Below are 22,986 nucleotides of genomic sequence, written 5' to 3'. Positions count from 1 at the left end.
TCGCGCGGGTCTCGTCCCGTGGTCGGCGCGGGCGCGGGTGTGGCGGCCCTCCCGGCCAGATCATCGAAACGGTGGACATAGCCTCTGGCGCCGCTCTCGGCGTGTCGCCAAGCCTCCGGGTCGGGGTCGAAATGCCTCTGGGGCCGACGCCACGGCGGCGAGCTTCCGACAGGATCCGGCGTCGCCTCCGCTCGGGTCGAGCGGATGTCGAGCCCGGCCTCAGGCCGCCCTGTCCGACGGGCCCGCCCTCACGGGTCAGCCGAGCATGGCGACGCGGTTGAGGAAGGCCACGAGATCCGATTGCCGCGCCGTGCCGGTCTTGGCAAAGATCGACCGGAGCTGAACGCGAGCGGTGTTCACGCTCGTGCCGTTCTCCTCCGCGCAGGCCTCGAGCGTTCCGCCCTTCGCGAGTTGCAGCGCGAGCTTCGCCTCGGCGTTGGTTAAGGCGAACAGTTCCTGCAGCGTGGTCCCTTTCGGCCGCTGACGCTCCTCAAGGTCAATGATGACGAGAACGTGCGGCGAGGAGCTCTCTGCGCCCGCGGGCTGCTCGAAGGAGCAGAGCAGGCGACGTGTCCCGTCCTGGACGATCCAGGGGCGCCTGGGCATCGCGGCGGGTCTCGTCGGCTGACCGAGAAGCTGCCGCAACGCCCCGTTGCCTTCGTGGGGCGGCCGAAAGATCTCCTCATTCCCCACGGCCTCGTGTTTCAGGAGGACTGCTCCCAGAGCATTGCCCGCCGTCACATGACCAGATTCGTCGAGAAGGAATGCGCAGTAGCCGAGTCGTTGTAGGACGAGGAGGAGGGTCTCTCCCGACAACATTATGCAACCAAGAGATGAAAGCTTCACTAGTGATGAGCTTTGCATCAAATTTGCCGACATACAAGTGCGTATAAACTGCCTATCCCGGATGCGGTTTTAACTATAAGGCAATGCAGCAGGAGGCCGACCGATCCATCGCGGACCGTGCCCGACCATACATACATATGTATTCACCCGCCGAGCAGCTTCTCGGCCCAGGATTGGGACTCCTCAACACAGCTAAAAATGACACCTTCGTGATCGCACGGTCCGAATCCGACCTTCAGGAACCATCCCTCGTCGATGCCGAGATCCGGGTCGGCATGCACGCGCACCACGATCGCTGCCAGCACATCCCTGACCATGATCAGGCGTGCCTCCTCGTGGCCCTGTGGGCGCGCGACCTCGATCGGGACCGACATCAGTGGTTTGCTCACCTGAAGCCTGGGAGACGGCACGCGAATGCCGCGTCCGCTTCCGCAGCATAGAAACGCCAGGAGAAGGCCAGCATCATCCAAACGGATTATTCGGGCAAGAGTGCGGGTTTCCGCTGAGGATTTCCGGGCCGCGTCGGCGTTGAGGGTGATCATCGACCACCATGATGAGACGCGCGGCGGGTGCCTGGGCAGGAAGCGCCCTGCCGGCCTGGACATGTCGGGTGTTCGGCCCCTCGGCGCCCAATCGGAGTGCGCGCCCGGCGGGTCTCTCCCCAGGACAACCTTCGCGTGCGGGCGCCCCGGTTCTGGCGCCGGCCCCGGCACAGGTTTCAGCGCTTCATCTCCGTCCTCAACGGCCGCTTCGCCGAGGTCGCCCGGCCGCCTCGCCCGGTCCGGGTCCGGGCCCGGCTCAGCGGGCCGCCCGCCGGGCCGGATGCTGCGTGATCACGCCGTACCAGCCGAGCCCCGCATAGGTCTCGTAGCCCGGCGTGCGGTGGAAGGCGGTCACCGCGCCCCCGGCATCCTGGTCGAAACCGCCCGTGCGCTCGCGGGCGTCGAGGCGGAGCGTCTCCGTCAGCAGGCCGCGCCCGTCCGAGGCGGCCAGAACCCGCCCGCCGGCATCGACCAGCAGGACGCGCGTCCGCTCCCGGTCCTCGGGCGCGACGCGCACGCCCGCGACGATCGCCCGGGCCTGCGGCTCCCAGTCGAAGTGGATCGCCAGCACGCCGCGCGGCCGCCCGTCGGAGCGCCCGTCCGTCCGGATGCTGGCGCAGTAGGTCGCGGCCTGCGCGCCCTGGAGGAGCGGGCGCGTCGCCACCTCGGCCGCCACGTAGGTGTCGCCGTTCGGCAGGGCCGCCGCGCGCCGGAACCACTCCTCGTGGGCGACGCTCGCGCCGCGAATCGCGGGAAAGCGGTCGGGCCGGCCATTCGCCACGACCCGACCGGCCGCGTCGCAGACCCAGAGGTCGAGATAGACCGTGTAGGCCGAGAGGATCACGCCCAGCCGCTCCGTCGCGTAGGCGACCCGCTCCGGCGTCGGCTCCTCCGCGCAGGCCACGATCGCCGGATCGGTCGCCCACCAGCGCACGTCGCAGGTGCGCTCGTAGAGGTTGCGGTCGATCAGCTCGATGGCGTTCAGCGCCAGATCGACCAGGCGCTCGCCCTGGGCCGCGTCGGCGAGGTCCTTCATCATGCCCTGCAGGCCGGTGATGCGTCCGGCGAGCTCCGCGTCGAGCGCTCCGGCGATCGCCTCGATCTGCGCGCCGATCGCCCGCACCTCCTGCGCGACGACCGAGAAGCCCCGCCCCTGCTCGCCGGCCCGGGCCGCCTCGATCAGCGCGTTGAGGGCGAGGATCTTGACCTGCGCGGTGACCGCCTGGATGGCGCGCGTCTTGTCGGTCACGATCTGGCGGACGGACTCCGTCTCGCCCGCGACCTGCGTCAGGCTAACCCGGGCGGACTCGCCGGGTCGGATTTCCGTCGTCCTGGCCTTCATCGCGCCGCGCGCCCCTTGCTCGCATGTCGGGCAATATGATTGGGGCGGATTGCGAAAGCATTAAATCCTACAAAGATGCCGTAAGGACAGATGCTGCCTAAATATTGTGCTGAGACAGTTGGGGCGAGGCTCTTGGCTCTCGCCGGTACGACGGAAACCTTGCTGGATTTTGCGCGTCGAAGTTGAGTGCGCCAGATCGAGTTTCGTGCCGCGGGGCGGATGGTCGCTGGGCCGCGCGGATCGGATCGCACCGCGCGGCGTCGGGAGCGACTGCGCATGCAGCAGGACGGCGTGCGAGGAGCGACCGTCTCCCCCGGCGGCGTTGTCGGGGGCCGTCGGGCCCGTGAACAAGGGCCGTCGCGCGCCGCTCTCGGGCCCTCGGGCCCGACTGAGACCCGCAGGCCGTCAACAGGTTCGAGAGCCGGTCCTCGGGGCGGACCGCGCGCAACGCAGGCTGACCCCGATCAAGTGAACCCAAGCCGAGCCGGCAACCATCCGGCCGGCCGGTCCGTATGCGCTCGAGGGCGTCACCAGGGATTTAAGTCGTGACCGACGAACCGGCTGGCACGAGGTTCCAAGCGTCGCAAGGCATGCACGAAATGAACTAGAACTTAACCATAAAACCGGCTCAAGGTCGGATATGAAATCGCTTGTCAGGAGCGAAGACAGAAACTTTTTCTCATTATCAATTCGAATATAGATGGTTAACGGGGGCCTTGGATCCGAGTAACTGCTCTTATTCACTATAAATCAGACGACGTACGTACTCATACCGATACCCTTCGAATTTACAAAGCACGCCAGTTAAGACATTTTTCACCGATCAGCGACGCGCGGAGCGCAGCGCTTATCGTGAGCGTATTGAGTGTGGTGCTATGAGTGAAGTCATTCCAATAGCTATGTTTGCCGTTAGTTCATTGATCAATATCTCCTCACTCGACGATGCGTTCATCGATTTGATGGCATTCGGGATTTCGAGAAGGGGTCTCCCGAGCCTGTCCGGGAAGTCCGCTATCCCCCGCATCGCCGTGTTTGTTGCAAACTGGCATGAGGAGGACGTCCTCGGGCGGATGGTCGAAGGCAATCTCGCGCGGATTACCTGCCCCGACGTGAGCTTGTACCTTGGCGTTTACCCGAACGACACGGGTACTTTGCGCGTCGCCAGGGAACTCGAGTGCAAATACCCGAGTCGCGTCACCGTCATCGTCAATACGCTCAGCGGTCCGACCTCGAAGGGCCAGATGCTGAATGAAATGTTCCGACAGGTCTTCGAGCGCGAGGACTGCCCGGACATCGCCGTCCTGCATGACAGCGAGGATGTCATTGATCCGCGCACCTTTTCTATCTATGCCGAATATAGCAAAGATCACGACTTTATTCAGGTCCCCGTGTTCTCGCTCGATCGGGGCGAGGGGCTTCCCGTCGCGTCGACCTACATGGACGAATTCGCTGAAAGGCACACTCGCGAGATGATCGTGAGGAACGCGGTGGGTGCGGCCATCCCGTCGGCCGGGGTGGGCACCGCGATGACCAGGAAGCTGCTGCAGCACTTCCTAGCAACGCGGGGTCAGGTCCTCATGTCCGGGACGGTCACGGAAGACTACATCCTCGGCGTAGAAGCCAAGCGCGCAGGCTTCAGATCGGCTTTCGCGGCGGTTTCTGCCGACGATGAGCGCGGTCTGAACTACGTCGCAACACGGGAGTTTTTCCCAAAAAGCTTGTCGGCAAGTATAAAGCAGAAGACGCGCTGGGTATACGGCATAAACTTCGAAGCCACGCACAAGCTGGGCTGGAAGGGTGATGCTTGGGATAAGTACTTTTTTGTGCGTGACAGGAAGGGCGTTGTCACGAATTTGCTTCCACCTGTCTCGCTGATGATCTTACTCCTGATCGCAGGCGGCATCATCGATCTTTCTGGTGTACCTGAGTCTTTGGAGCCGTTTTTGTCGGCGTCTGTCACCGTGAACCTCGTTGCGCTGTTCACCCGTTATGTGGTCAGGGTCGCAGCTTGCCGCGAAGTTTACGGTACGTATGATCTGCTCGGCATCGCGTATCGTTGGCCGGTTGGACTCTATATCAACGCGGCAGCCGTCTTCCGCGCGTGGAAGACTTACATCGGTGAGTCGGAATTCGCGACCAAGCCGATCGGCTGGTCGAAAACGGCGCACGATCTTCCTGAGGATTTCGGGAAAGCCACTCGGTAAAAAAAATTAAAGGAAGAAGTACATGCGTATTCTGATCGCCTTTGGGACGCGTCCCGAGATCATCAAACTTGGACCGGTGTATCGGGCCCTTGTGGCGCAGCCTGGCATTCAGGTGGACGCATACTGGACCGGCCAGCACATTGAGCTGGCGGCCGGCCTGTTGCAGTTGTTCAACATCACCGTCAGGTACCATGGCGAAGCGGTGATGAGCGAACCCGGCCTGGCCGAGAAGTTCGGCTTGATGACGAACCAGATCGCCGCGGCGCTTCGAGCGACCCATTACGACTGGATCGTGGTCCAGGGTGACACGGCCACTGCTTCCGCCGCCGCGAGCGCTGGGTTCTTGTCCAGGGTACCCGTCGCCCATGTCGAGGCTGGTTTGCGCACCGGTGACCTCTCGTCACCCTGGCCCGAGGAGTACAACCGACGTGTCATCTCGGTGAGTTCCAGCCTGCATTTTTCGCCGACCGCGGAGAGTGCGGCGAATCTGCTCAGGGAAGGCGTTGATCCGAAGTCTGTGATCACGGTCGGGAACACGGTGGTGGACGCGCTTCTCTACGCTCGCGAGAATACCGCCCCGAACTACGCGCCGGTCGATTCGGGCATTGCCGGCATTCCGCTCAACAAGAAGCTGATTCTCGCGACGATGCATCGCCGCGAGAACATCGGTAGCCCGATGCGCGAGGTGCTTCGGGCGCTCCGCTCGCTGGCCGAGGACGGCGACAAGGTCGTCGCGCTGCCGGTTCACCTCAACCCCGAAGTGCGTCGCGAGGTTTTAGCAATTCTCGGTGGAATCGAGAATGTGTGTCTGCTCGCGCCGCTTCAGTATCTCGACTTCGTCCATCTCCTCAGCCGCGCGTGGCTGGTGATCAGCGATTCGGGAGGTGTGCAAGAGGAGGCGCCGACCTTCGGCCTGCCGATCCTCATTACCCGGACGACGACCGAGCGTCCGGAAGTGGTGGCGGCCGGCTTCGGAAGCCTCGTCGGGTCCGACCACGACGTCATCACGGCGATGGCCCGCGAACGCACGCGCGGAAGGACGCCTCACCGGCTGGGCGGGCCGAACCCGTTCGGTGACGGGCATGCATCGGTCCGGATCGCTGACGCGCTGATCGCGCGCACGCTCCGTCGGTCGGCTGCCGCCTGAGCTTGGGAGAGCAAGATGTCTGAACTCAAGGTGAGCCAGATGAGCTGGGGCAAGCTGTTCCGAGTTCTCGTGACCGGTACTGCGGTGATCGGCAGCGGAGCGATAGGCTTCTATTATTACTCAAGTGGCGTTCTGGTTCTGAATGCGGACGGTTTGGTCACGCGCGACCGAGTCTACGTGGCGACGCCCTATGATGCCCGCGTCCGTGAGGTCTTCGTGCGCCCGGGCGACACGGTCGTCGCCGGCCAGAAGATTGCTGTGGTCGACTCTCCCTCGATCTCGAAGACGCTCGCGGAATTCTCCATTGAGCGCGCGAAGATCTCCTCGCGCGTCGCTCAACTCGAGGCCCGCACGACGATCGTGGCCGCGATGGTCCCTGTCGCCCGTGCCGGCGCGAAGCAGGCCAACGAGTTCATGGCCGACTTGAACAAGGCTAAGAGTTCGGGTCTTGCCCTCAACCGCTCGCTGCATGAGGTCACCGCCGCATCATTCACCGCGACCGAGCGCCTGCTCACGATGATCTCCGAGAAGATCTCGCTCGATACGGAACTCGCGTCGAACCGGGCGGCGCTCGCCGAAATCACCAGTGCTTCCGACAACCTGCGCAGGGTCTACGCGGACGGCGTGCTCACCGCGCCGGTCTCCGGCGTCGTCGGAAGCGCGATCGCGAGCCCCGGCGAGGTCCTCACGCCAGGCTCGAATCGGCTGGCCTCGATCTACACCGGCACGAGTTTCGTGCTCGCCTACATGCCTGAAAGCTATCTCTTCGAAGCTGCCGAGGGCCAGTCGGTGCAGGTCTCCGCCCATCGCCAGAGTGTGTCGGGCCAGATCGCCCGCATCCTTCCGGTCACCGACGCGCTGCCCCCCGAGTTTCAGCCCCCGAACAGGGCGCGCGATCGCGGGCAGGTCGTCAAAATCTCATTGAACGATGCTGACCGCTTCGCGGTGGATCAGAAAATTCGCGTCTCAAGTTGCATCGTGACCGGATGTAAAGAGAGCTACGTCGAGCAGGCCAAGGCTCGCGTGATCCTGACATTCGGAAATTTGCTGTCCAGCCCAGCTCACGCTGAGCGGATTAAGCGAGAAGCATCAGTAAAGCCATGAAAGGACAATACATGTTGGGCGAAATATACGATCCTTTGAAAGATATATTTGATGAAAATCGAAGCCCGCGCCTCTATCAGACTGTGAATAGGTTCACGCCGGCGCGTCGGTGGCAGGATCGTGCGGCGCATTCCAGCCGCATCTGTGAGCGGGGCGCGGGATCGGACGCTGCGCCGCGTGCTCCCAAGGTCCGGCAAGGGCAGTGGCCGCAAATCGTTGAATGAGGCTTGCGGCCGAGCCAGCCGCCTCGAGGGCTGGATGGAAAGGTCGACCGCGATCCGTGAGGGCGGTTGAACTCCCGTGTGAGCGCTGTCGCGCCCTCATCACGATCGAGCGCCGGATGCCGACGGCCTTTCGACGCTTGATCCCGGGGTTCGATGGCGCGCTTCACATGGCCGGCGCGCAATCCGAGGCCACCGCACCGCTTCGCAAGGACCTCGTGAACCGCCGCAGGTTTCAGCGCGCAAGAATGTCGATGCGCATTTCTTGTCAGGCCGGCGAAGCGCTTTTCGCGCTCAAGTTGCCATGAATAACCTCAATTATCTTAGTGGCTTGCGCAATTGCCTCCTCCTTCAGTTCGCCAAATGTAATCCCATCCTCGTAAGATATATCAACAAGCATGGTCGTCGCGACTGTTGGGTGACCTTCGTCGTTTTCGACTGTAAATACTACCTCAGCGCGCCGGCGAGGGGCTTCTTTGTTCTGATTTTGAATGTTTGCGATTTGCACTGATGTTAGATAATAGGTCAAATCTCTCCTCCGAAGCTGAGCCTTTATTCTGAACGGATCGCAGGTGGCAACGGTAGAAGATTTATCTTTATGACTCAAGCGCGGCTGGTTGTTTGGATAGGGGAGCGCCTCAACCGGCAAGCGACTTGTGATCCGGCGGCACCGATGCGGCGGAGGGCCGGTCACGCGATGAGGGCGTGCCGGAGGAGGGAGCCCGAAGGCGTCTGCCGCGAACGCGACGGTTCACGCCTCGTCCATCTCCGCCCGCGCAACGACATCATGCAGACGCGCCTCGTGCCGAGTCCGTTGCCGGTCCCTCACCATCGTCTCCCCGCTTCGCCGGCCAGGCGGAATGCGTGATGTCGCAGGAATCCATCGGCAGCGTCCGGCTGAGGCCCTCAAGGAGCCTCAGAGGAAGCTTTGGGCACTTGCTTCGGCCCGACTCCGGCCGCACCGTCGTCGCGCGCGGTGCCGGGAGGCCGGCAGCCGTTATCCTAGAGCATTTTCCGACGAAGTGGATGCCGGTTCGTCGCAGAAAATGCGGCAAGATCAAAGACCTAGAGCAGTACCCGATTGCAACGTGACCGGGTGCTGCTCTAGGAACGGAGGCAGCGCCACTCCGCGTGGAGTACATGAGAACCGTTGCGCTTCTGAGACGTTCAGAACGTGCGTGCTGAATCGACACGGGCGGATCCAGCACGTCTGCGACGGAAGGTCTGACCATGAAAGTCTGCAAGGCTACAGGATCAGCTGCGTTGTTGATCGCGATTGCCATGAGTTCTTCGGCCATGCCGGCCTCGGCTCGAGGTCGAGGAGTTGCCGTCGTCCGCGCCACCTCCATGAGCCCGGTTTACGGTGACGTCATTTCGCCGTTCTGCTTGGGGCGCTGCCTGCGAGGGCTGCCACCCTGCTCCGTCGGAAGCCGCTGGTACGGTCCCTACGGGTATGTTTGCTACAAACCGGAGCCGCCGTTCCGCTGGTAGCAGCCCTGATGCAACGATGTCTTCGGTCTGAGTCGGTCCGGCCGATCGTTGGCGGCTCCCGCTTCGACGCTCGGCTCGCGCCGTGACAAGGATCTCGATCGGGCTGGTCTCAACGAGCAACCGCTGCGCGGGGGCGGGATCGGAAGGGAGCGTGAGCCCCCGAACTGCTGGCCGGCACCGGGCGCGACGCGCCGCCCGCGACGATCGCCCGGGCCTGCGGCTCCCGGTCGAGTGGATCGCCGGCACGCCGCGGAGCTGCCCTTCGGAGCACCCCTCCGCCCGGATGGGCCGGACGCGAGGTGACGCGCCGCCGCGCTACGGGATCGGGATCGCCTCGCGGTCGCGCATGACGTCGGTCATCGGTGACGCCCGGACCACCCGGCCCCCCTCCAGCACGATCGCGCTGTCGCATCGCGAGAGCGTGCTCATGCGGTGGCTCACGACGAGCATCGTGCAGGACCGGCGCGACGACGCGAGGAGATCCATGATCGTCCTCTCCGACAGGCCGTCGACCGCGCTCGTCGCCTCATCCAGGATCAGCAATCTGGGCTTGCGGACGATGGCGCGTGCGAGGCCGATCCTCTGCCGCTGGCCTCCCGACAGGTTGAGTCCCCTGCTGCCGACATTCGTCGCGTAGCCCAGCGGCAGGGACCGGACGAAGGCGTCGGCGTCCGCCACTCGCGCGGCCTCCTCGATCTCGGCCTGGCCGACATGCGGGGCGCCGTAGGCGATGTTCTCGGCGATCGTCCCCTCGATGATCTCGGTGTCCTGTCCGGCGATGCCGATCAGATTCAGCCATTCCGAACGATCGAGCCGGTCCAATGAGGTCCCGTCCACCAGAATCTCACCCGATGTGGGCTCGAGCAGGCCGCACAGGAGATTGATGATCGTTGACTTCCCTGAGCCGGACGGTCCGATCAGCGCCGTCGATGAGCCGGCGCGGATGACGAAAGAGGCACTGTCGATCGTTCGGATCTCGGAGGAACTGTGATACCGGAAGCTCACGTCGGCGAAACGGATATCCCTGTCGAAGCTGGGCTTGACCTGGCCCAGCGATCGCGGCGCAGCCTTGCGCGTCACCGCCAGGAGCCACTCCACCTCCTGCACGGCGCCGGAGGTCTGTGAGATCTTGGCGCGGGCGGCCTCGAACGTGGCGAGGTGCGGCTGCGTGCGTTGGAGCAGGACCAGAAACGTCGCGAGGACCGGCAGGGGAACGTCGGCCGCGACCCGGACGGTGCCGGCCAGCAGGAGGACCAGCACGCAGGTCCGCAGGCTCTCGCTCAGGGGTTGGATCAGCGCCGATTTCCGCTCCATCGCGAAGATGAGCGCCCGAACCTTCTCGGACGCGTCGCGGAAGCGGGCCTCCTCCCGCGCCTCCTGCCCGAAGATGCGGATCGGGCGCATGGCCAGGACGCTGATCATCATCGCGCTCGCCAGCGACTCGTTCTCCGCCGACATCTGGCTGCTGAGGTCGTTCACCCGACGGGTGATCCGGGCGATCGCGTGCCGGATGGCCAGGACGCCCAGTCCGACCGCCAATCCCAGCCGCCACTCGCTCCAGAGCAGGAAGATCCCGAACAGGATGAGGGACGCGGCGCTGGACAGGGCCTGGAAGAAGGCCCGTATGGCCTCCGACGCCCGCCACGATTCATTGGCCAGGATGTTGATGATCCGGCCCGGCGGCTCGACCAGGAAGAAGCCGTACTCCACCGTGAGAAGCTGGTGCGCGAGAGCGACGCGCACGTCGTGGCTGGCCCGACCATCCACGAACGAGATCAGGAGCGTGTTGAGGAACGCGACCGCGTTCTTCAGGATGACGAGACCCGCGATCCCTGCGCAGATGTAAACGAGGCGTGTATTCGCCGGCAAATCCGCCCCGAACTGCATCAGCACGCGGAACGGGCCGGACGAGGCCACCGACTCGCTCGACGTCAAGCTCACGACCAGGGGCGCGATCAGGCCGACCCCGATGCCCTCGAGTCCCGTGGAGATGAGGCCGAGAACCGTGACGGCTGGAACCGACCACAGATAGCGGCGCGCGATGTTGACGAGCGGGCGATGCTTATCGAATAAAAACATGCAAATCTTCGATCGGTCGCGACGAATGGATCTTGAACGGAGGCATGGGCGGATCCGACGCCGCGGCTCGGGTCGTTCCCCTCATCATGCCGGTACCCGATCACGCGGGCTTCCGAAGTGACGCTCCAAGACGCCTCGCGCGGCGGGCGCGGCGCGGGGCGTCGCGAACGCGCGGACCGGCGGCGCAACAGCGATGAGGGCGGGCCGCCGTTCCACGATCAGCCGCGGGGTGCCCGGGCCGGCGACGACCGGCGCCGTCCGCGCGTCGCGACGCGCGCCGATGCAGAGCGGGCCTCTCAGGATGAAGGGAAGCAAGGATCTCATGGAGGCGCCGATTACCACCCCGTCGAATGAGAAGTCGATCCAGCTCATCGCCGGGAGCGACGTCACGGTCGTCATCACCACCTACAACCACGCCCACTTCTTGGGCGAGGCACTGGCGAGCGTCGCCGCGCAGACCAGGGTGCCGGAGGAGGTGATCGTCGTCGACGACGGGTCGAGCGACGATCCGGCCGCGATCGTGGCCCGGTGGCCGGGGGTGCGGCTCATCCGTCAGCCCAATCAGGGCCTCTCCTCCGCCCGCAACACCGGGCTCGCGCAGGCCCGCACGACCTACATCCTGTTCCTGGACGCCGACGACATGCTGCGCCCCGCCGCGATCGCGCAGGGCCTCGCCGCGTTCGCCCGCTCGCCGGGCGTCGCCTTCGTGTACGGTGCCCACGAGAGGGTGGACCGCGATGGGAATCCCCTCGGAGGAGCCGTCTACCACGCGATGGCCGGTGATCCCGTCGCCGCGCTGCTGCACCACAACATCGTCGGCATGCACGCGACGGTCCTGTACCGCCGCGACATCCTCTCGGCCGCGGGCGGTTTCGACACCCGGCTGAGGCGATGCGAGGATTACGACGTCTACCTGCGCCTCGCGCAGGCCCACGCGATCGCGTCGCACCCGACGGTCGTCGCCCGCTATCGGTGGCACGACAGCAACATGTCCTACGACTTCCGCGCGATGCGGGACGCGGCCCTCGCCGTCCACGCGCGGTACCGGCCCGCGGCGGAGGCCGACTCGCTGCGCAGGGAGACCTGGTCCGAGGGGCGCCGCTTCTGGCGCCGGTACTACGCGGGCGAGGCGCTGCGGGCCGGCGGACGCATCTCGCCGCGCGGCGTGGCGGCCGCCGCGCGTCTCGACCCGCTGTGGACCGCGGGCGAGCTGGCGCGCCGGGCGGCGATCCGGCTCGGCGGTGCCGTCTCCCGCCGCGCGGGCTATCGGCTGCGCCGCCGCCTCGTCGGTCGCGCCTCGCCCCCGGTCGGCCGGGTTGATTGGGGTGATTTCGGAACGCCCTGGCCGGTGAGCGAGGATTTCGGCTGGGATCGCGGGCTCCCGGTGGACAGGTTCTACATCGAGCGATTTCTGGAGGGGGCGGCCGCCGACATCCGCGGCCGCGTGCTCGAGATCGGCGACGACGCCTACTCACGGCGCTTCGGCGGCGCGCGGGTCGAGCGGCAGGACATCCTCCACGTCGAGGCCGGCAATCCCAGGGCGACGCTCATCGGCGACATCAGCCGGGCGGGCACGCTGCCGCAGGCCGCCTTCGATTGCATCGTCCTCACCCAGACGCTGCACCTCATCTTCGACATGGCGAGCGCCCTGCGCCAGCTGCACGGCGCCCTCAGGCCCGGCGGCGTGCTCCTGCTGACCGTGCCCGGCATCAGCCCGATCGACCGCGGCGAGTGGTCCGGGACCTGGTTCTGGTCCCTGACCCCCGCCGCGCTGACGCGCCTCCTCGACGAGGTGTTCGGCGCCGGCGCGGCGACGGTCCGGAGCCACGGCAACGTCTACGCCGCGACGGCCTTCCTCCAGGGGCTCGCCCTCTCGGAGGTGGATCCGACGAAGCTCGACGTCGCGGACGCATCCTACCCGGTGATCGTGGCCGCCCGGGCGGCGCGGAGGCCGTGAGGTGAGGGGCGTGGGCTTCCTCAAGCGCCAGCTGCGCAGGGCCTGGCCGTTCGGCTCGGGACCGCGTCCGGTGATCCTCATGTATCACCGGGTCGCCGAGCTCGACTCCGATCCCTGGCAACTCGCGGTCTCCCCGCGCCATTTCGAGGCGCATCTGGAGCATCTCCGGCGCTCCCGGACCCCCATGGACCTCGCCGCCTTCGTCGCCGCGCTCACCGCCGGCACCCTCCCGCGCGACGCGGTGGCGCTCACCTTCGACGACGGCTACGTCGACAACCTGCGCCAGGCCGAGCCCAGGCTCGCGGCGGCCGGGATCCCGGCGACCCTCTTCCTGACGACCGCCGCGATCGGGCGTCCCGAGCCGTTCTGGTGGGACGAGCTCGCCCACCTGATCCTCGACCGCTCCGCCCCGGCCGACCTCTCGGTCGGGATCGCGGACGGGCGATACCGCCTGCAATTCGGCGAACCCGACCGGCTCGACCGCGACCGGCGGAGGTGGCGCGCGTGGGAGAGTCCCCGGACGGCGCGGGAGGCGGCCTACCAGGCCCTCTGGCGCGTGATCCGCGACGCCTCGCGTCCCGAGCGCGAGGGCGCGATGGCGACGCTGCGACGGGCTCTGGGGGGAGCGGGGGCGGCCTGCGAGGAGGAGAGGGCGATGACGCCGGACGAGGTCCGCGGGATGGCGCGGCGCGGCGTCCTCACCATCGGAGGCCACACGCTCAGTCACCCGGCGCTGCCGACGCTCACGCCCGCCGAGCAGCGATGGGAAATCGCGGAGGGCAAGCGCGCCGCGGAGGAGATGAGCGGGCAGCGCGTCGACGGCTTCGCCTACCCGTACGGCGCGATGGACGCCTCCGCTCAGGCCGCCGTGGCCGCGTGCGGCTTCGCGTGGGCATGCTCGACCGTCGCGACGGCGGTGGAGCCCGCAGACTTTCAGCGCTACGCCCTGCCCAGGATCGCCGCACCGAATGCCGGCAAGGCAGTGCTCGCGCGGGCGCTCGGAGATGGATGACAGGCCTCGCCCAGTCCAGGCCGACACATGGTCAGCTCTCGGCGCCGCCGACACCGAGCGCGGCCCGTTCGGGCGAGGCTTCAACCTCGGAATTGCCGGCCGATTTGCTTCATCCGACCACGCAATGTATACGAGACGTGAATGTATCGTCTCGGGGGCGAGTGCGCCCGTTCGGATTGCCGGTATATCGCATAGATCGTGCACTATAAGGCGATTCCGTGCTGTATGGATGTGGCATGAGCGTGAATTCAAGTTCGTGTAACTGCCACACTTTGGTCACCGTGGTTATTCCAGCGTACAACGCCGAGAAGACGATCGACGCTACATTGGTGAGTGTCAGGTCACAGAGCCATCGTGATTTGGAGATCCTGGTCGTTGATGACGGCTCGACGGATCGCACGACCGCGATCGTGGCGCGTCACGCGGCGCTCGACGCACGGATACGGTTGATCAGGCAGGCGAACGGAGGGGTTGCGCGGGCGCGGAACGAGGGGATCGCGCAGGCCCGGGGCGCCTTCGTCGCTCCCGTCGACGCGGACGATCTCTGTTCGCCGGACCGCATCGCGAAGCAGCTGGTCGCGATCGAGGCGGCCGGCGCCGATGCGGCGCTCGCCTATACGTGGTCGGCCCAGATCGACGAGCGGGGCATCATCATCGTCGCCGACTGGAAACCAGCTCACGAGGGAAGGGTCTACGAGGCGCTGTGCACGATGAATTTCATCGGCAACGGAAGCGCCACCCTGATGCGGACCGCCGCCGTTCGTGAGGTGGGGGGCTACGACGCGAGCTTGCGAGACCGAGGTGCCCAAGGATGCGAGGATTGGGCCCTCTACCTGGCAATCTCCAGAAAGTACAACTTCGCGCTGGTTCCCGAGTTTCTGACCGGATACAGGCAAGCCTCCGACAACATGTCAAGCAATCACAGGAGGATGTACAAATCGTTCCTCCTTGTCGCCCGGGACCACCTCAGACGTGATGCTGGTTCCGCGGCGCTCCTGAGGGAAGCAAACGTTAATGTTCTTTCCTGGCTGCTATCTCTTGCCCTACGAGACAGAAAGTTCTTGACGGCCGCGGAGTTTGCTTTTTCTCTCCTGATGAGATCCCCGATCGCGGTTGTGCGATCTTTCAGACATTATAGGGTGGTTTACGGAGGATTTAAGGGTCACGGTCGAAACAAAGATCGAAAACTCCCCACGAGCCCTCTCATCGGTCAATTCTTCAAGGTGGGCGCAGCGGATACCTGCTCGATCGAGCCGGGCAGCTGATCCGGGATCCGCTTCATCAAGGCGGGTCCCGTATCACGAGCCCGCGCGGCGCCTGAGCGAAGCCCGAATCCGCCATCCCGAAGGGATCAAGCGGATCACCAGCCCGCGCGGCGCCTGAGCGAAGCCCAAATCCGCCATCCCGAAGAGATCAAGCGGATTTGGTATGACACCACATTCGCGCTTGCTTCGCTTCCGTGACGGCCTCCCGGAGCGGAGTCTCCCGGGAGACACCGGCCGGACCGGCCTGCGAGGCGGCGGGAGCGGCCCGGCCCCGCCGGGAGCCGCTACTGCCCCGCGCCCGCTTTGCGCTACACAGCGCGGAAACGACGCGAAGCCCGGGAGGAGACATGACAGCGAGCGAGGGCGAGGCTCCGGTTGATTTCGGGACCTACGACCACATCGTGGTGGGGGCGGGCTCGGCGGGCTGCGTGCTCGCCAACCGCCTGTCGGCGGATCCGCGCCGCTCGGTCCTGGTCCTGGAGGCGGGCGGGCGCGACAACTGGATCTGGTTCCACATCCCGGCCGGCTACCTGTTCGCCATCGGCAACAAGCGGGCGGACTGGCTCTTCACCACCGAGGCGGAGGCGGGGCTCAACGGGCGCCAGCTCGCCTATCCGCGCGGCAAGGTCATCGGCGGCTCCTCGGCCATCAACGCCATGATCTACATGCGCGGCCAGGCGGCCGATTACGACGGCTGGCGCCAGCTCGGCCTCAGCGGCTGGGGCTGGGACGACGTCCTGCCCTTCTTCCTTAAGCACGAGGACCACATCGCGCCGCCCAACGCCTTCCACCGCTCGGGCGGCGAGTGGCGCGTCGAGCCGCCCCGCATCCGCTGGGCGGTGCTCGACGCGATCCGGGACGCCGCCGAGGCGGCCGGCATCCGCAAGATCCCGGACTTCAACACCGGCGACAACGAGGGCTCGTCCTACTTCCAGGTCAACCAGCGCCGGGGCCGGCGCTGGAGCGCCGCGCGGGGCTTCCTCAAGCCCGCCCTCGGCCGGCCGAACCTGCGGCTGGAGACCGGGATCCACGTCGAGCGGGTGCTGATCGAGGAGGGCCGCGCGGCGGGCGTGGTCTTCGCGCGGCCGGACGGACGGCGCGCCCTCGCCCGGGCGCGCGGCGAGGTGGTGCTCTCGGCCGGCGCCGTGGCCTCGCCCAAGCTCCTCGAACTCTCGGGCATCGGCGACGGCGCGCGGCTGCGGGATCTCGGCATCGGCCTCGTCCACCACGCCCCCGGGGTCGGCGAGAATCTGCAGGACCACCTGCAGATCCGCCCGGTCTACAAGGTGACCGGCGTGCCGACCCTCAACCTGACCTACGCGAACCTGTTCAAGCGGGCCTGGATGGGGATCGAGTACGCCCTGTTCCGGACCGGGCCGCTCACCATGGCGCCGAGCCAGGTCGGGGTCTTCGCCAAGTCCTCGCCGGACTACGCCACCGCCAACCTCGAATTCCACTTCCAGCCGCTCTCCCTCGACAAGTGGGGCGAGGGGCTGCACCCGTTCGGGGCCTTTACGGCGAGCGTGTGCAACCTGCGCCCGTCGAGCCGCGGCAGCGTCCACGCGGCGAGCCCCGACCCGGCCGCGCCGCCCGCGATCCGGCCGAACTACCTCTCGACGGACGAGGATCGGCGCGTCGCGGTCGACGCGCTCAAGCTCACCCGCCGCATCGTCGCGCAGCCGCCCCTCGCCCGCTACCGGCCCGAGGAGTACCGGCCGGGCCCCGAGGTGACGAGCGACGAGGGGCTGCTGCGCGCCGCCGGGGACCTCGGCACCACGATCTTCCATCCGGTCGGCACCGCCCGGATGGGGCCGGACCACGAGCCCGGCGCGGTGCTCGACGCGCGGATGCGGGTGCGGGGGGTGCGGGGCTTGCGCGTCGTCGACGCCTCGGCGATGCCGCGCATCACCTCCGGCAACACCAACTCGCCCACCATCATGATGGCCGAGAAGGGGGCCGCGATGATCCTGGAGGATGCCCGCGGCGCCTGACCGGGCCTACTCGGCCTCGTCCGCGGGCTCCAGGTCCGGGGAATCCGGCTCCAGGGCGTCCGGGTCCGCGGCCGGCCGGGGCGCGATCAGGGTGACCGGACCGGCGAGCGGCGCGGCCCGCATCGACAGCGCCGGGCGCGGCGCGGCGCCCGGCGCGGTGGGCAGGAGCGCGGCACCGGTCGCGACCATCCCGGCGAGCGCCCGCAGGTCCTGCGGCTGGCTCGCGTCGCGGGCGACCGCCTCGGCCTCCCGGGCGAGGCGCGCGTTGCAGGCCCGGGACGGCAGGCCTCCGTCCGGCGTGCAGGCATCGTGGCGGGCGCAGGCGAGGTCGAGCGCGTCGACCGGCAGGAGCGGGGCATTGTTGCCCGGGCCGCAGTAATTGCCGTGGAAGAGGAGGGCCGGCTCCCGGCCGGACAGGGGCGGCTGCGCCGCGGCGGACGTCGCGACGCCGATCGCGAGCAGCAGGGGAAGAGCAAGTCGTCGCATGAGGGGATCTCCCGGTTCCTAGCCGTCCGGCGCCGCGTGATCGGCCGACGCGGCGCCCGCCCCGGCCTGCGGGGACGGTGGGGGGAATGGGCGCTCGGGACGGCGGTTCCGCCGCGGCGACCGGGCGCCGCACGGCACAGCTCCCCGGGAACAACGGGTGCGGCCGGGATTTTTCGCCTGCCGGGCCGGCGCGTGGCGGTCCCGCATCCGGGGGGAGGGCGCGATGGATGAGCTGAGGGCCGCGGCCGGCGCGCTTTCCCTGGAGGAGCGGCCGCTGCGCGTGCTGGTGATCGCCGGCTCGGCCCGCGGCTCGACGGCTGCCCGGGTCTCGACGGCAAGGCGCGCTTCCTGATGCACCGCCTGCTCGGTCAGCTGCCGCCCGACTGGCAGGCGGACCACGTCGATCTCGGCAACGAGCACGGCAAGCCCAAGATCCAGGGCTGCAACGGCTGCGTCGGCTCCGCGATGGCGCTCTGCGTCTGGCCCTGCAACTGCTACGCCCCGGGCAGCGACCACCAGCCGGACCTGCTCTGGAACGAGAACCTCTACGCGCGCCTCGCCCGGGCCGACGCCTGGGCGATCATCGGGCCGGTCTGGTGGTACGGCCCCACCACGAACCTCAAGGCGCTGTTCGACCGCCTCGTCTGCGCGAGCGGCGGCAACCCGCGCCCGGACCTGATCGACAAGAAGAGCACCGCGAAGGCGCAGGCGCTGGAGCGCTCGCCGCTCTGGCGCGAGCTCAGCCGCAACCACCTGGAGGGGCGCAGCGCCGCCTTCTTCTGCTACGGCAACGAGGGCGGCGACGAGCTCGACGCCGACGGCCGCCCCCGGATCCTGCGGCACAAGGCGTGGTTCGATCCGGCGACCCAGCCCTACCAGGGCGAGGAGCGGCTGGCCTATCAGGGCCTCGTCTGGCAGTGCCGCTACAGCGGGATCGAGGTGCCGGACGCGCTCTGGCGCCACGCGACGGTGGGCCGGGGCAGGGCCTACGCGGACGACCAGGCCGACGACATGGCTCGCGAGCCCGACGCGATGGCCTGCTTCGACGCCTGGGCGGCGGCGTTCATCCGGCACGTCGCCGGGAAGGGCCGGGTCCCCGGCACCGCGGAGGCGGAGCGCAGCGCGCGGCCGACGACGCTCTGAGGCACGGCCGCGCCCGCGGCGGGGCCGGCCGGTCGTCCGCGGCGCGTCGCACGGGATCCGGTTGATCCAAGCGGATCCCGTATCAGAGCGGCCGCACCCGCGCGCGGGGATCGTGCCGGGCGAGCCGGCCCAGCAGGTACTCGACCTCGGCCCGCGCGGCCGGGCCGAGCCCGCCCGCGGGCTTGCGCTGCGCGTCCGAGGCGATCAGCCCGCGCCGCGCCATCACGTACTTGCGCACGGCGAGGCCGATCCCGGGCTGCTGCTCGTAGCGCAGGAGCGGCAGGTGCGCGTCGAACAGGTCGTGGGCGCGGTCGCGCTCGCCCGCCTTCGACAGCCGCACCACGTCGACCAGCATGTCGGGGAAGGCGTAGCCGGTCATGGCGCCGTCGGCGCCGCGCTCGCACTCGAAGTCGAGGAACAGGCCGCCATTGCCGCACAGGATCGAGATGGGCCGCATCGCGCCCTCCGCCTCGAAGGCCCGCAGCGCCGAGATCTTCTCGAGCCCGGGCCAATCCTCGTGCTTGAGCATGACGCAGGACGGGTTCTCGGTGACGATCCGGCGGATGATCCCGGGCGTCATCACCACCGAGAAGGTGAGGGGGTAATCCTGGATCACGAAGGGCACGTCGGGCCCGATCGCCTCGACGGCTTGGCGATAATAGGCCGCGATCTGGTCGTCGGTGCGCAGCGTGCTGGGGGGGGCGATCATCACGCCCGCCGCCCCGGCCTCCATGGCGCCGCGGGCGAGCGAGGCCATCGCGGCGAAGCCCGGCGCCGAGACGCCGACGATCACCGGCAGGCCGCGGGCGCGCCGGATGAAGCGGGTGGCGACCGCGAGCCCCTCGGCGTGGTCGAGCTTGGGCGCCTCGCCCATCACGCCGAGCACGGTCAGGCCCGTCGCGCCGCATCCCACGTAGAAGTCGGTCAGCCCGTCGATCGAGGCGACGTCGATGCTGCCGTCCGGGTGAAACGGGGTCGGGGCGATCGGGTAGACACCCTGCGCGGACGGCGTGAGCGACATGCTTCCTCTCCTGGCGGCCTGCCCGGGACGATACGGACTTGCGCCGGCGGAAATACCCGTGTTCTCCCGTGTTCGGGAACAGGAAAATCCGGCGCGTGAACACCCGCTTCCTCGCCACGCTCTGCGCCATCGCCGAGGCGGGATCGCTGGCCGGCGCGGCGCGCGCCCTCGGCCTGGCGAGCGCCACGGTGGCCGAGCAGGTTCAGGCGCTGGAGCGGGAGCTCGGCGTCCGGCTGGTGGGGCGCCAGGGCCGGGCCGTCACCCTCACGGACGAGGGGCGCGCGGTGGTCGCCGCGGGGCGGGACATCCTGGCGCGGGTGGCGGACCTGGCCCAGGTCGCGCAGCTCGGCCGGCTGCGCGGCGGCCTGCGGGTCGGGGCCGTGTCGACCGCGCTGATCTCGATCCTGCCGCCGGCCCTGAAGCTTATGGCGGAGCGCAGCCCCGAGATCGCCCTCCACATCGCACCGGGCACCTCCTCGCAGCTCGCGCGCATGCTGGAGGCGGGCGAGATCGATTGCGCCCTCACCGTCCAGCCGCGCTTCGCGCTCGCGAAGGGCTGGGGATGGCTGCCGGTGCGGCGGGAGCCGCTGACGCTGGTCAGCCCGGTCGGCCTCCGCCGCGACACGACGGACGCGTATCTCTCGGCGGCGCCGCTGATCCGCATGGATCGCCGCTCGCCGACCGGCGCCATCGTCACCGACTACCTGAACAGCCGCCGGATCGTGCCGAACGAGCTGTTCGAGCTGGACGCGCCGGACACCATCACCATCCTGGTCTCGCTCGGGCTCGGCATCGCGCTGCTCCCGGATTACGGCTTCCGGTCGAGCGACGATCGCCCGATCCGCAAGATCCCCATCGCGGATCGCGCCTTCGTCCGGTCGATCGGCATCCTGCACCGCCGGGGCGCGCGGATCGCGCTGATCGACGCGCTGCACGCCGCCTTGTGCGATTCCTGCGCGCGTCCGGGCTGAGCGGACGGAGCGCGCCCCGCGGGTCGCCGGCGCCGCCCTCATCCGCATTGCGAAGCGCTCCGTCGGGTTGCGTATCAGAGGGGCGCGGGGCGATCCCGTTCGGGTCTCGTTGCCGATCATTCTCGCCGCCGAACCGGCGACCGCGTCGGCGAATGAGGCTCAGGAGGCCGGCCCCTGGGCCTTCTGGTGGTAGTAGGCGTATTCCACCGTGAAGATGTGGGCGCGCACCTCGCGCGCCGCCGTCTCGCCGTCGCGGGCGCGCAGGGAGGCGGCGATGCGCTCGTGCTCGGCGAGGGACTTCGCCAGCCGGCCGGAGGACTGGAACTGCGCCCGCCGGAAGGGCGCCACGCGGCGGCGCACCGCCCGGGTCTGCTCCATCAGGAAGCCGTTGTGGCTCGCCCGATAGATCAGGTCGTGGAAGCGGTCGTTGGCCTCGCGGTACTCCTCGATCGCGTCGGCGGCGACCGCCGCCTCGCAGAGGCGGCGCGCCCGCTCCAGCTCCGCGCCCTCCTCGGCGGTCATGGCCTGGGCGGCGAGGCGGCAGCAGAGGGCCTCCAGCTCCGCCATCACGAAGAACATCTCGGCGAGCGCCGCCGGGGCGATCGTGCTCACCAGGGCCCCGCGGCGCGGGCGGGAGGTGGCGAAGCCCTCCACTTCGAGCTGCCGCAGGGCCTCGCGCACCGGGGTGCGCGAGACGCCGAACAGGGCCGCCAGCTCCGCCTCGTCGAGCGGCGTGCCGGGCGCGCGCAGGCCCCGGACGATCTCGTCCGCGAGCCGGCGGCGGATCTCCTCGGCGCGGGTCGGGCCGAGGCTGCGCTCAGGGTCGGCGGTGCGGCTCATCGCCAAGCCGTCGCATCGGTCCCCGGACCTGTCAACGCGCACGCAAGGATGCGCTCGCGCCCGCATTCCCGCTTGCGCCAGGCGGGTCCTTGCGCCAAGCGGCCCCTTGCGCCAAGCGGCCCCTTGCGCCAGGCGGGTCCTTGCGCGAGGCGGCCCCTTGCGCGAGGCGGGCGGCTCGGGCCAGGTGGGCGGGCGAGGCAGGGCGGGCGAGGTGAACGGGCGGACCGCGCCACCGCCCCGACGCCGCGCCGGTGCCCGGCGGGCCGGGAGCGCGGCGGAGACCTCGCCGGGGAGGAACGCATGAGCGAGATCGCGGTGATCGGGGCCGGCCTGATGGGGCACGGCATCGCGCTGGTCCTGGCCCTCGGCGGGCACGGGGTGCGCCTGACCGACAGCCGGGCCGAGGCCCTGGAGCGGGTGCCGGGCCTGATGGGCTCGGCCCTCGCCACCTTGCGGGAGGCGCAGGCCGTCGCGGCGGAGTGGACGCCCGAGCGGCTGGAGGCGGCCGTGCGCCTGTCGCCGGACCTCGCCGGGACGGTGGCAGGGGCGGACCTCGTCATCGAGGCGATCACCGAGAACCCGGAGGCCAAGCGGGCGCTCTTCGCCGAACTCGACCGGCTCTGCGCCCCCGGCACGATCCTGGCCAGCAACACGAGCTACCTCGACGTCTTCCCGCTGATCCCGGAGGCCCGGCAGGCGCGGGCCCTCGTCGCGCATTGGTACACGCCGCCCTACATCGTCGACCTCGTCGACGTGGTACCGGGGCCGCGGACCGATCCGGCCGTGGTCGAGACGATGCGCGAGCTCGTCCTCGGCCTCGGCCAGGTCCCGATCGTCCTCAAGCGCTTCGTGCCGGGCTACGTCGCCAACCGTATCCAGTCGGCGATCTCGGCGGAGGTCTACCACCTCCTCGACGAGGGGCTCGCCTCGCCGCGGGACATCGACGACGCGATCATCCACGGGCTGGCCCTGCGCATCCCGGTCCTCGGCCACCTCGCCAAGGCCGACTTCACTGGGATCGAGCTCCTGCGCCACGCGCTGGCCAATGCGAGCTACAGCCCGCCCCCGGCCCGCACCGCCTCGCCGGCCCTCGACGCGCTGGCGGCGGAGGGGCGCACGGGCGTGATGGCGGGGCACGGCTTCTTCGACTGGGGCGGGCGCGACCCGGCCGAGCTGTTTCGCGACCGCGACCGGCGGCTGCTCGCCCTGAAGCGGGCGATGCGCGAGATCGGGCGGATGGAGGGGCGCTGACCCGGTCGATTCCCGGGCGGGCGGCGCTATAACGGGGCCGTTTCCCCTCCTCACCCGGCGGAAAGCGGCCCTC

At 68.4% G+C, this 22,986-nt stretch carries 19 protein-coding genes; 11 read left to right on the top strand and 8 right to left on the bottom strand.

The annotated features are described in order from the left end of the window. Positions 1 to 255: 255 nt before the first annotated feature. From QA634_RS16805 to QA634_RS16795, 3 genes are all read right to left on the bottom strand, one after another. Positions 256 to 606 (bottom strand): helix-turn-helix transcriptional regulator, encoded by a 351-nt coding sequence (locus QA634_RS16805; protein ID WP_018260362.1) that lies wholly within the window; start codon positions 604 to 606, stop codon positions 256 to 258. A 383-nt stretch (positions 607 to 989) separates the two neighbouring features. After that, on the bottom strand, positions 990 to 1,388 hold the full coding sequence (locus QA634_RS16800; RefSeq protein WP_236728677.1) for a hypothetical protein: 399 nt from the start codon (positions 1,386 to 1,388) through the stop codon (positions 990 to 992). Between the two features lie 256 nt (positions 1,389 to 1,644). Continuing rightward, positions 1,645 to 2,730, bottom strand: a complete 1,086-nt coding sequence (locus QA634_RS16795; RefSeq protein WP_012333117.1) for a methyl-accepting chemotaxis protein — start codon at positions 2,728 to 2,730, stop codon at positions 1,645 to 1,647. Positions 2,731 to 3,605: 875 nt separating this feature from the next. Here QA634_RS16795 and QA634_RS16790 point away from each other — a divergent pair. The 3 genes from QA634_RS16790 to QA634_RS16780 are packed head-to-tail and all read left to right on the top strand — an operon-like array spanning position 3,606 to position 7,185. Next, on the top strand, positions 3,606 to 4,934 hold the full coding sequence (locus tag QA634_RS16790; protein ID WP_012333116.1) for a glycosyl transferase family protein: 1,329 nt from the start codon (positions 3,606 to 3,608) through the stop codon (positions 4,932 to 4,934). 22 nt (positions 4,935 to 4,956) lie between these two features. Next, positions 4,957 to 6,081, top strand: coding sequence for a non-hydrolyzing UDP-N-acetylglucosamine 2-epimerase (gene wecB, locus QA634_RS16785; protein WP_012333115.1), 1,125 nt, complete (start codon positions 4,957 to 4,959; stop codon positions 6,079 to 6,081). A 15-nt stretch (positions 6,082 to 6,096) separates the two neighbouring features. Then, a complete protein-coding gene (locus tag QA634_RS16780; protein ID WP_012333114.1) occupies positions 6,097 to 7,185 on the top strand; it encodes an HlyD family secretion protein in 1,089 nt (362 codons plus the stop codon). 489 nt (positions 7,186 to 7,674) lie between these two features. Here the strand turns inward: QA634_RS16780 and QA634_RS16775 are convergent, their stop codons facing one another. Both QA634_RS16775 and QA634_RS16770 read right to left on the bottom strand, forming a co-directional pair. Next, positions 7,675 to 8,055, bottom strand: a complete 381-nt coding sequence (locus tag QA634_RS16775; RefSeq protein ID WP_150108671.1) for a hypothetical protein — start codon at positions 8,053 to 8,055, stop codon at positions 7,675 to 7,677. A gap of 1,157 nt (positions 8,056 to 9,212) precedes the next feature. Further along, positions 9,213 to 10,814, bottom strand: coding sequence for an ABC transporter ATP-binding protein (locus QA634_RS16770; protein ID WP_341850693.1), 1,602 nt, complete (start codon positions 10,812 to 10,814; stop codon positions 9,213 to 9,215). A 484-nt stretch (positions 10,815 to 11,298) separates the two neighbouring features. On the opposite strand from QA634_RS16770, the gene QA634_RS16765 reads away from it, so the two are divergent. From QA634_RS16765 to QA634_RS16750, 4 genes are all read left to right on the top strand, one after another. Beyond that, entirely contained in the window at positions 11,299 to 12,933 is a 1,635-nt protein-coding gene (locus QA634_RS16765) for a glycosyltransferase (protein WP_012333112.1), read from the top strand. 1 nt (position 12,934) lies between these two features. Continuing rightward, positions 12,935 to 13,945, top strand: coding sequence for a polysaccharide deacetylase family protein (locus QA634_RS16760; protein ID WP_265576627.1), 1,011 nt, complete (start codon positions 12,935 to 12,937; stop codon positions 13,943 to 13,945). Positions 13,946 to 14,181: 236 nt separating this feature from the next. Then, a complete protein-coding gene (locus QA634_RS16755) occupies positions 14,182 to 15,210 on the top strand; it encodes a glycosyltransferase family 2 protein (RefSeq protein ID WP_012333110.1) in 1,029 nt (342 codons plus the stop codon). Positions 15,211 to 15,557: 347 nt separating this feature from the next. Continuing rightward, positions 15,558 to 17,201, top strand: a complete 1,644-nt coding sequence (locus QA634_RS16750; protein WP_012333109.1) for a GMC family oxidoreductase — start codon at positions 15,558 to 15,560, stop codon at positions 17,199 to 17,201. Between the two features lie 6 nt (positions 17,202 to 17,207). On the opposite strand, the gene QA634_RS16745 is transcribed toward QA634_RS16750, so the two are convergent. Continuing rightward, positions 17,208 to 17,687, bottom strand: a complete 480-nt coding sequence (locus tag QA634_RS16745) for a hypothetical protein (protein ID WP_012333108.1) — start codon at positions 17,685 to 17,687, stop codon at positions 17,208 to 17,210. 223 nt (positions 17,688 to 17,910) lie between these two features. On the opposite strand from QA634_RS16745, the gene QA634_RS16740 reads away from it, so the two are divergent. Both QA634_RS16740 and QA634_RS16735 read left to right on the top strand, forming a co-directional pair. After that, entirely contained in the window at positions 17,911 to 18,039 is a 129-nt protein-coding gene (locus tag QA634_RS16740) for a hypothetical protein (RefSeq protein ID WP_265576626.1), read from the top strand. Then, entirely contained in the window at positions 18,039 to 18,830 is a 792-nt protein-coding gene (locus QA634_RS16735) for an NAD(P)H-dependent oxidoreductase (RefSeq protein ID WP_012333106.1), read from the top strand. The genes QA634_RS16740 and QA634_RS16735 overlap by 1 nt, the downstream gene beginning before the upstream one ends. Before the next feature lie 82 nt (positions 18,831 to 18,912). Here QA634_RS16735 and QA634_RS16730 read toward each other — a convergent pair whose 3' ends face one another. Further along, a complete protein-coding gene (locus QA634_RS16730; RefSeq protein ID WP_012333105.1) occupies positions 18,913 to 19,851 on the bottom strand; it encodes a dihydrodipicolinate synthase family protein in 939 nt (312 codons plus the stop codon). Between the two features lie 95 nt (positions 19,852 to 19,946). Between QA634_RS16730 and QA634_RS16725 the strand changes: the two genes are divergently transcribed. Beyond that, positions 19,947 to 20,822, top strand: a complete 876-nt coding sequence (locus QA634_RS16725; protein ID WP_012333104.1) for a LysR substrate-binding domain-containing protein — start codon at positions 19,947 to 19,949, stop codon at positions 20,820 to 20,822. A 159-nt stretch (positions 20,823 to 20,981) separates the two neighbouring features. Here QA634_RS16725 and QA634_RS16720 read toward each other — a convergent pair whose 3' ends face one another. Beyond that, complete coding sequence (locus tag QA634_RS16720) at positions 20,982 to 21,662, bottom strand: GntR family transcriptional regulator (protein WP_012333103.1); 681 nt, start codon at positions 21,660 to 21,662, stop codon at positions 20,982 to 20,984. A gap of 300 nt (positions 21,663 to 21,962) precedes the next feature. On the opposite strand from QA634_RS16720, the gene QA634_RS16715 reads away from it, so the two are divergent. Further along, positions 21,963 to 22,913, top strand: a complete 951-nt coding sequence (locus tag QA634_RS16715; protein ID WP_012333102.1) for a 3-hydroxyacyl-CoA dehydrogenase family protein — start codon at positions 21,963 to 21,965, stop codon at positions 22,911 to 22,913. The last annotated feature ends 73 nt before the right edge of the window (positions 22,914 to 22,986 follow it).

The organism is Methylobacterium sp. CB376 (assembly GCF_029714205.1).
Lineage (GTDB): Bacteria > Pseudomonadota > Alphaproteobacteria > Rhizobiales > Beijerinckiaceae > Methylobacterium.
This window is presented reverse-complemented; position numbering and strand designations above follow the sequence as displayed.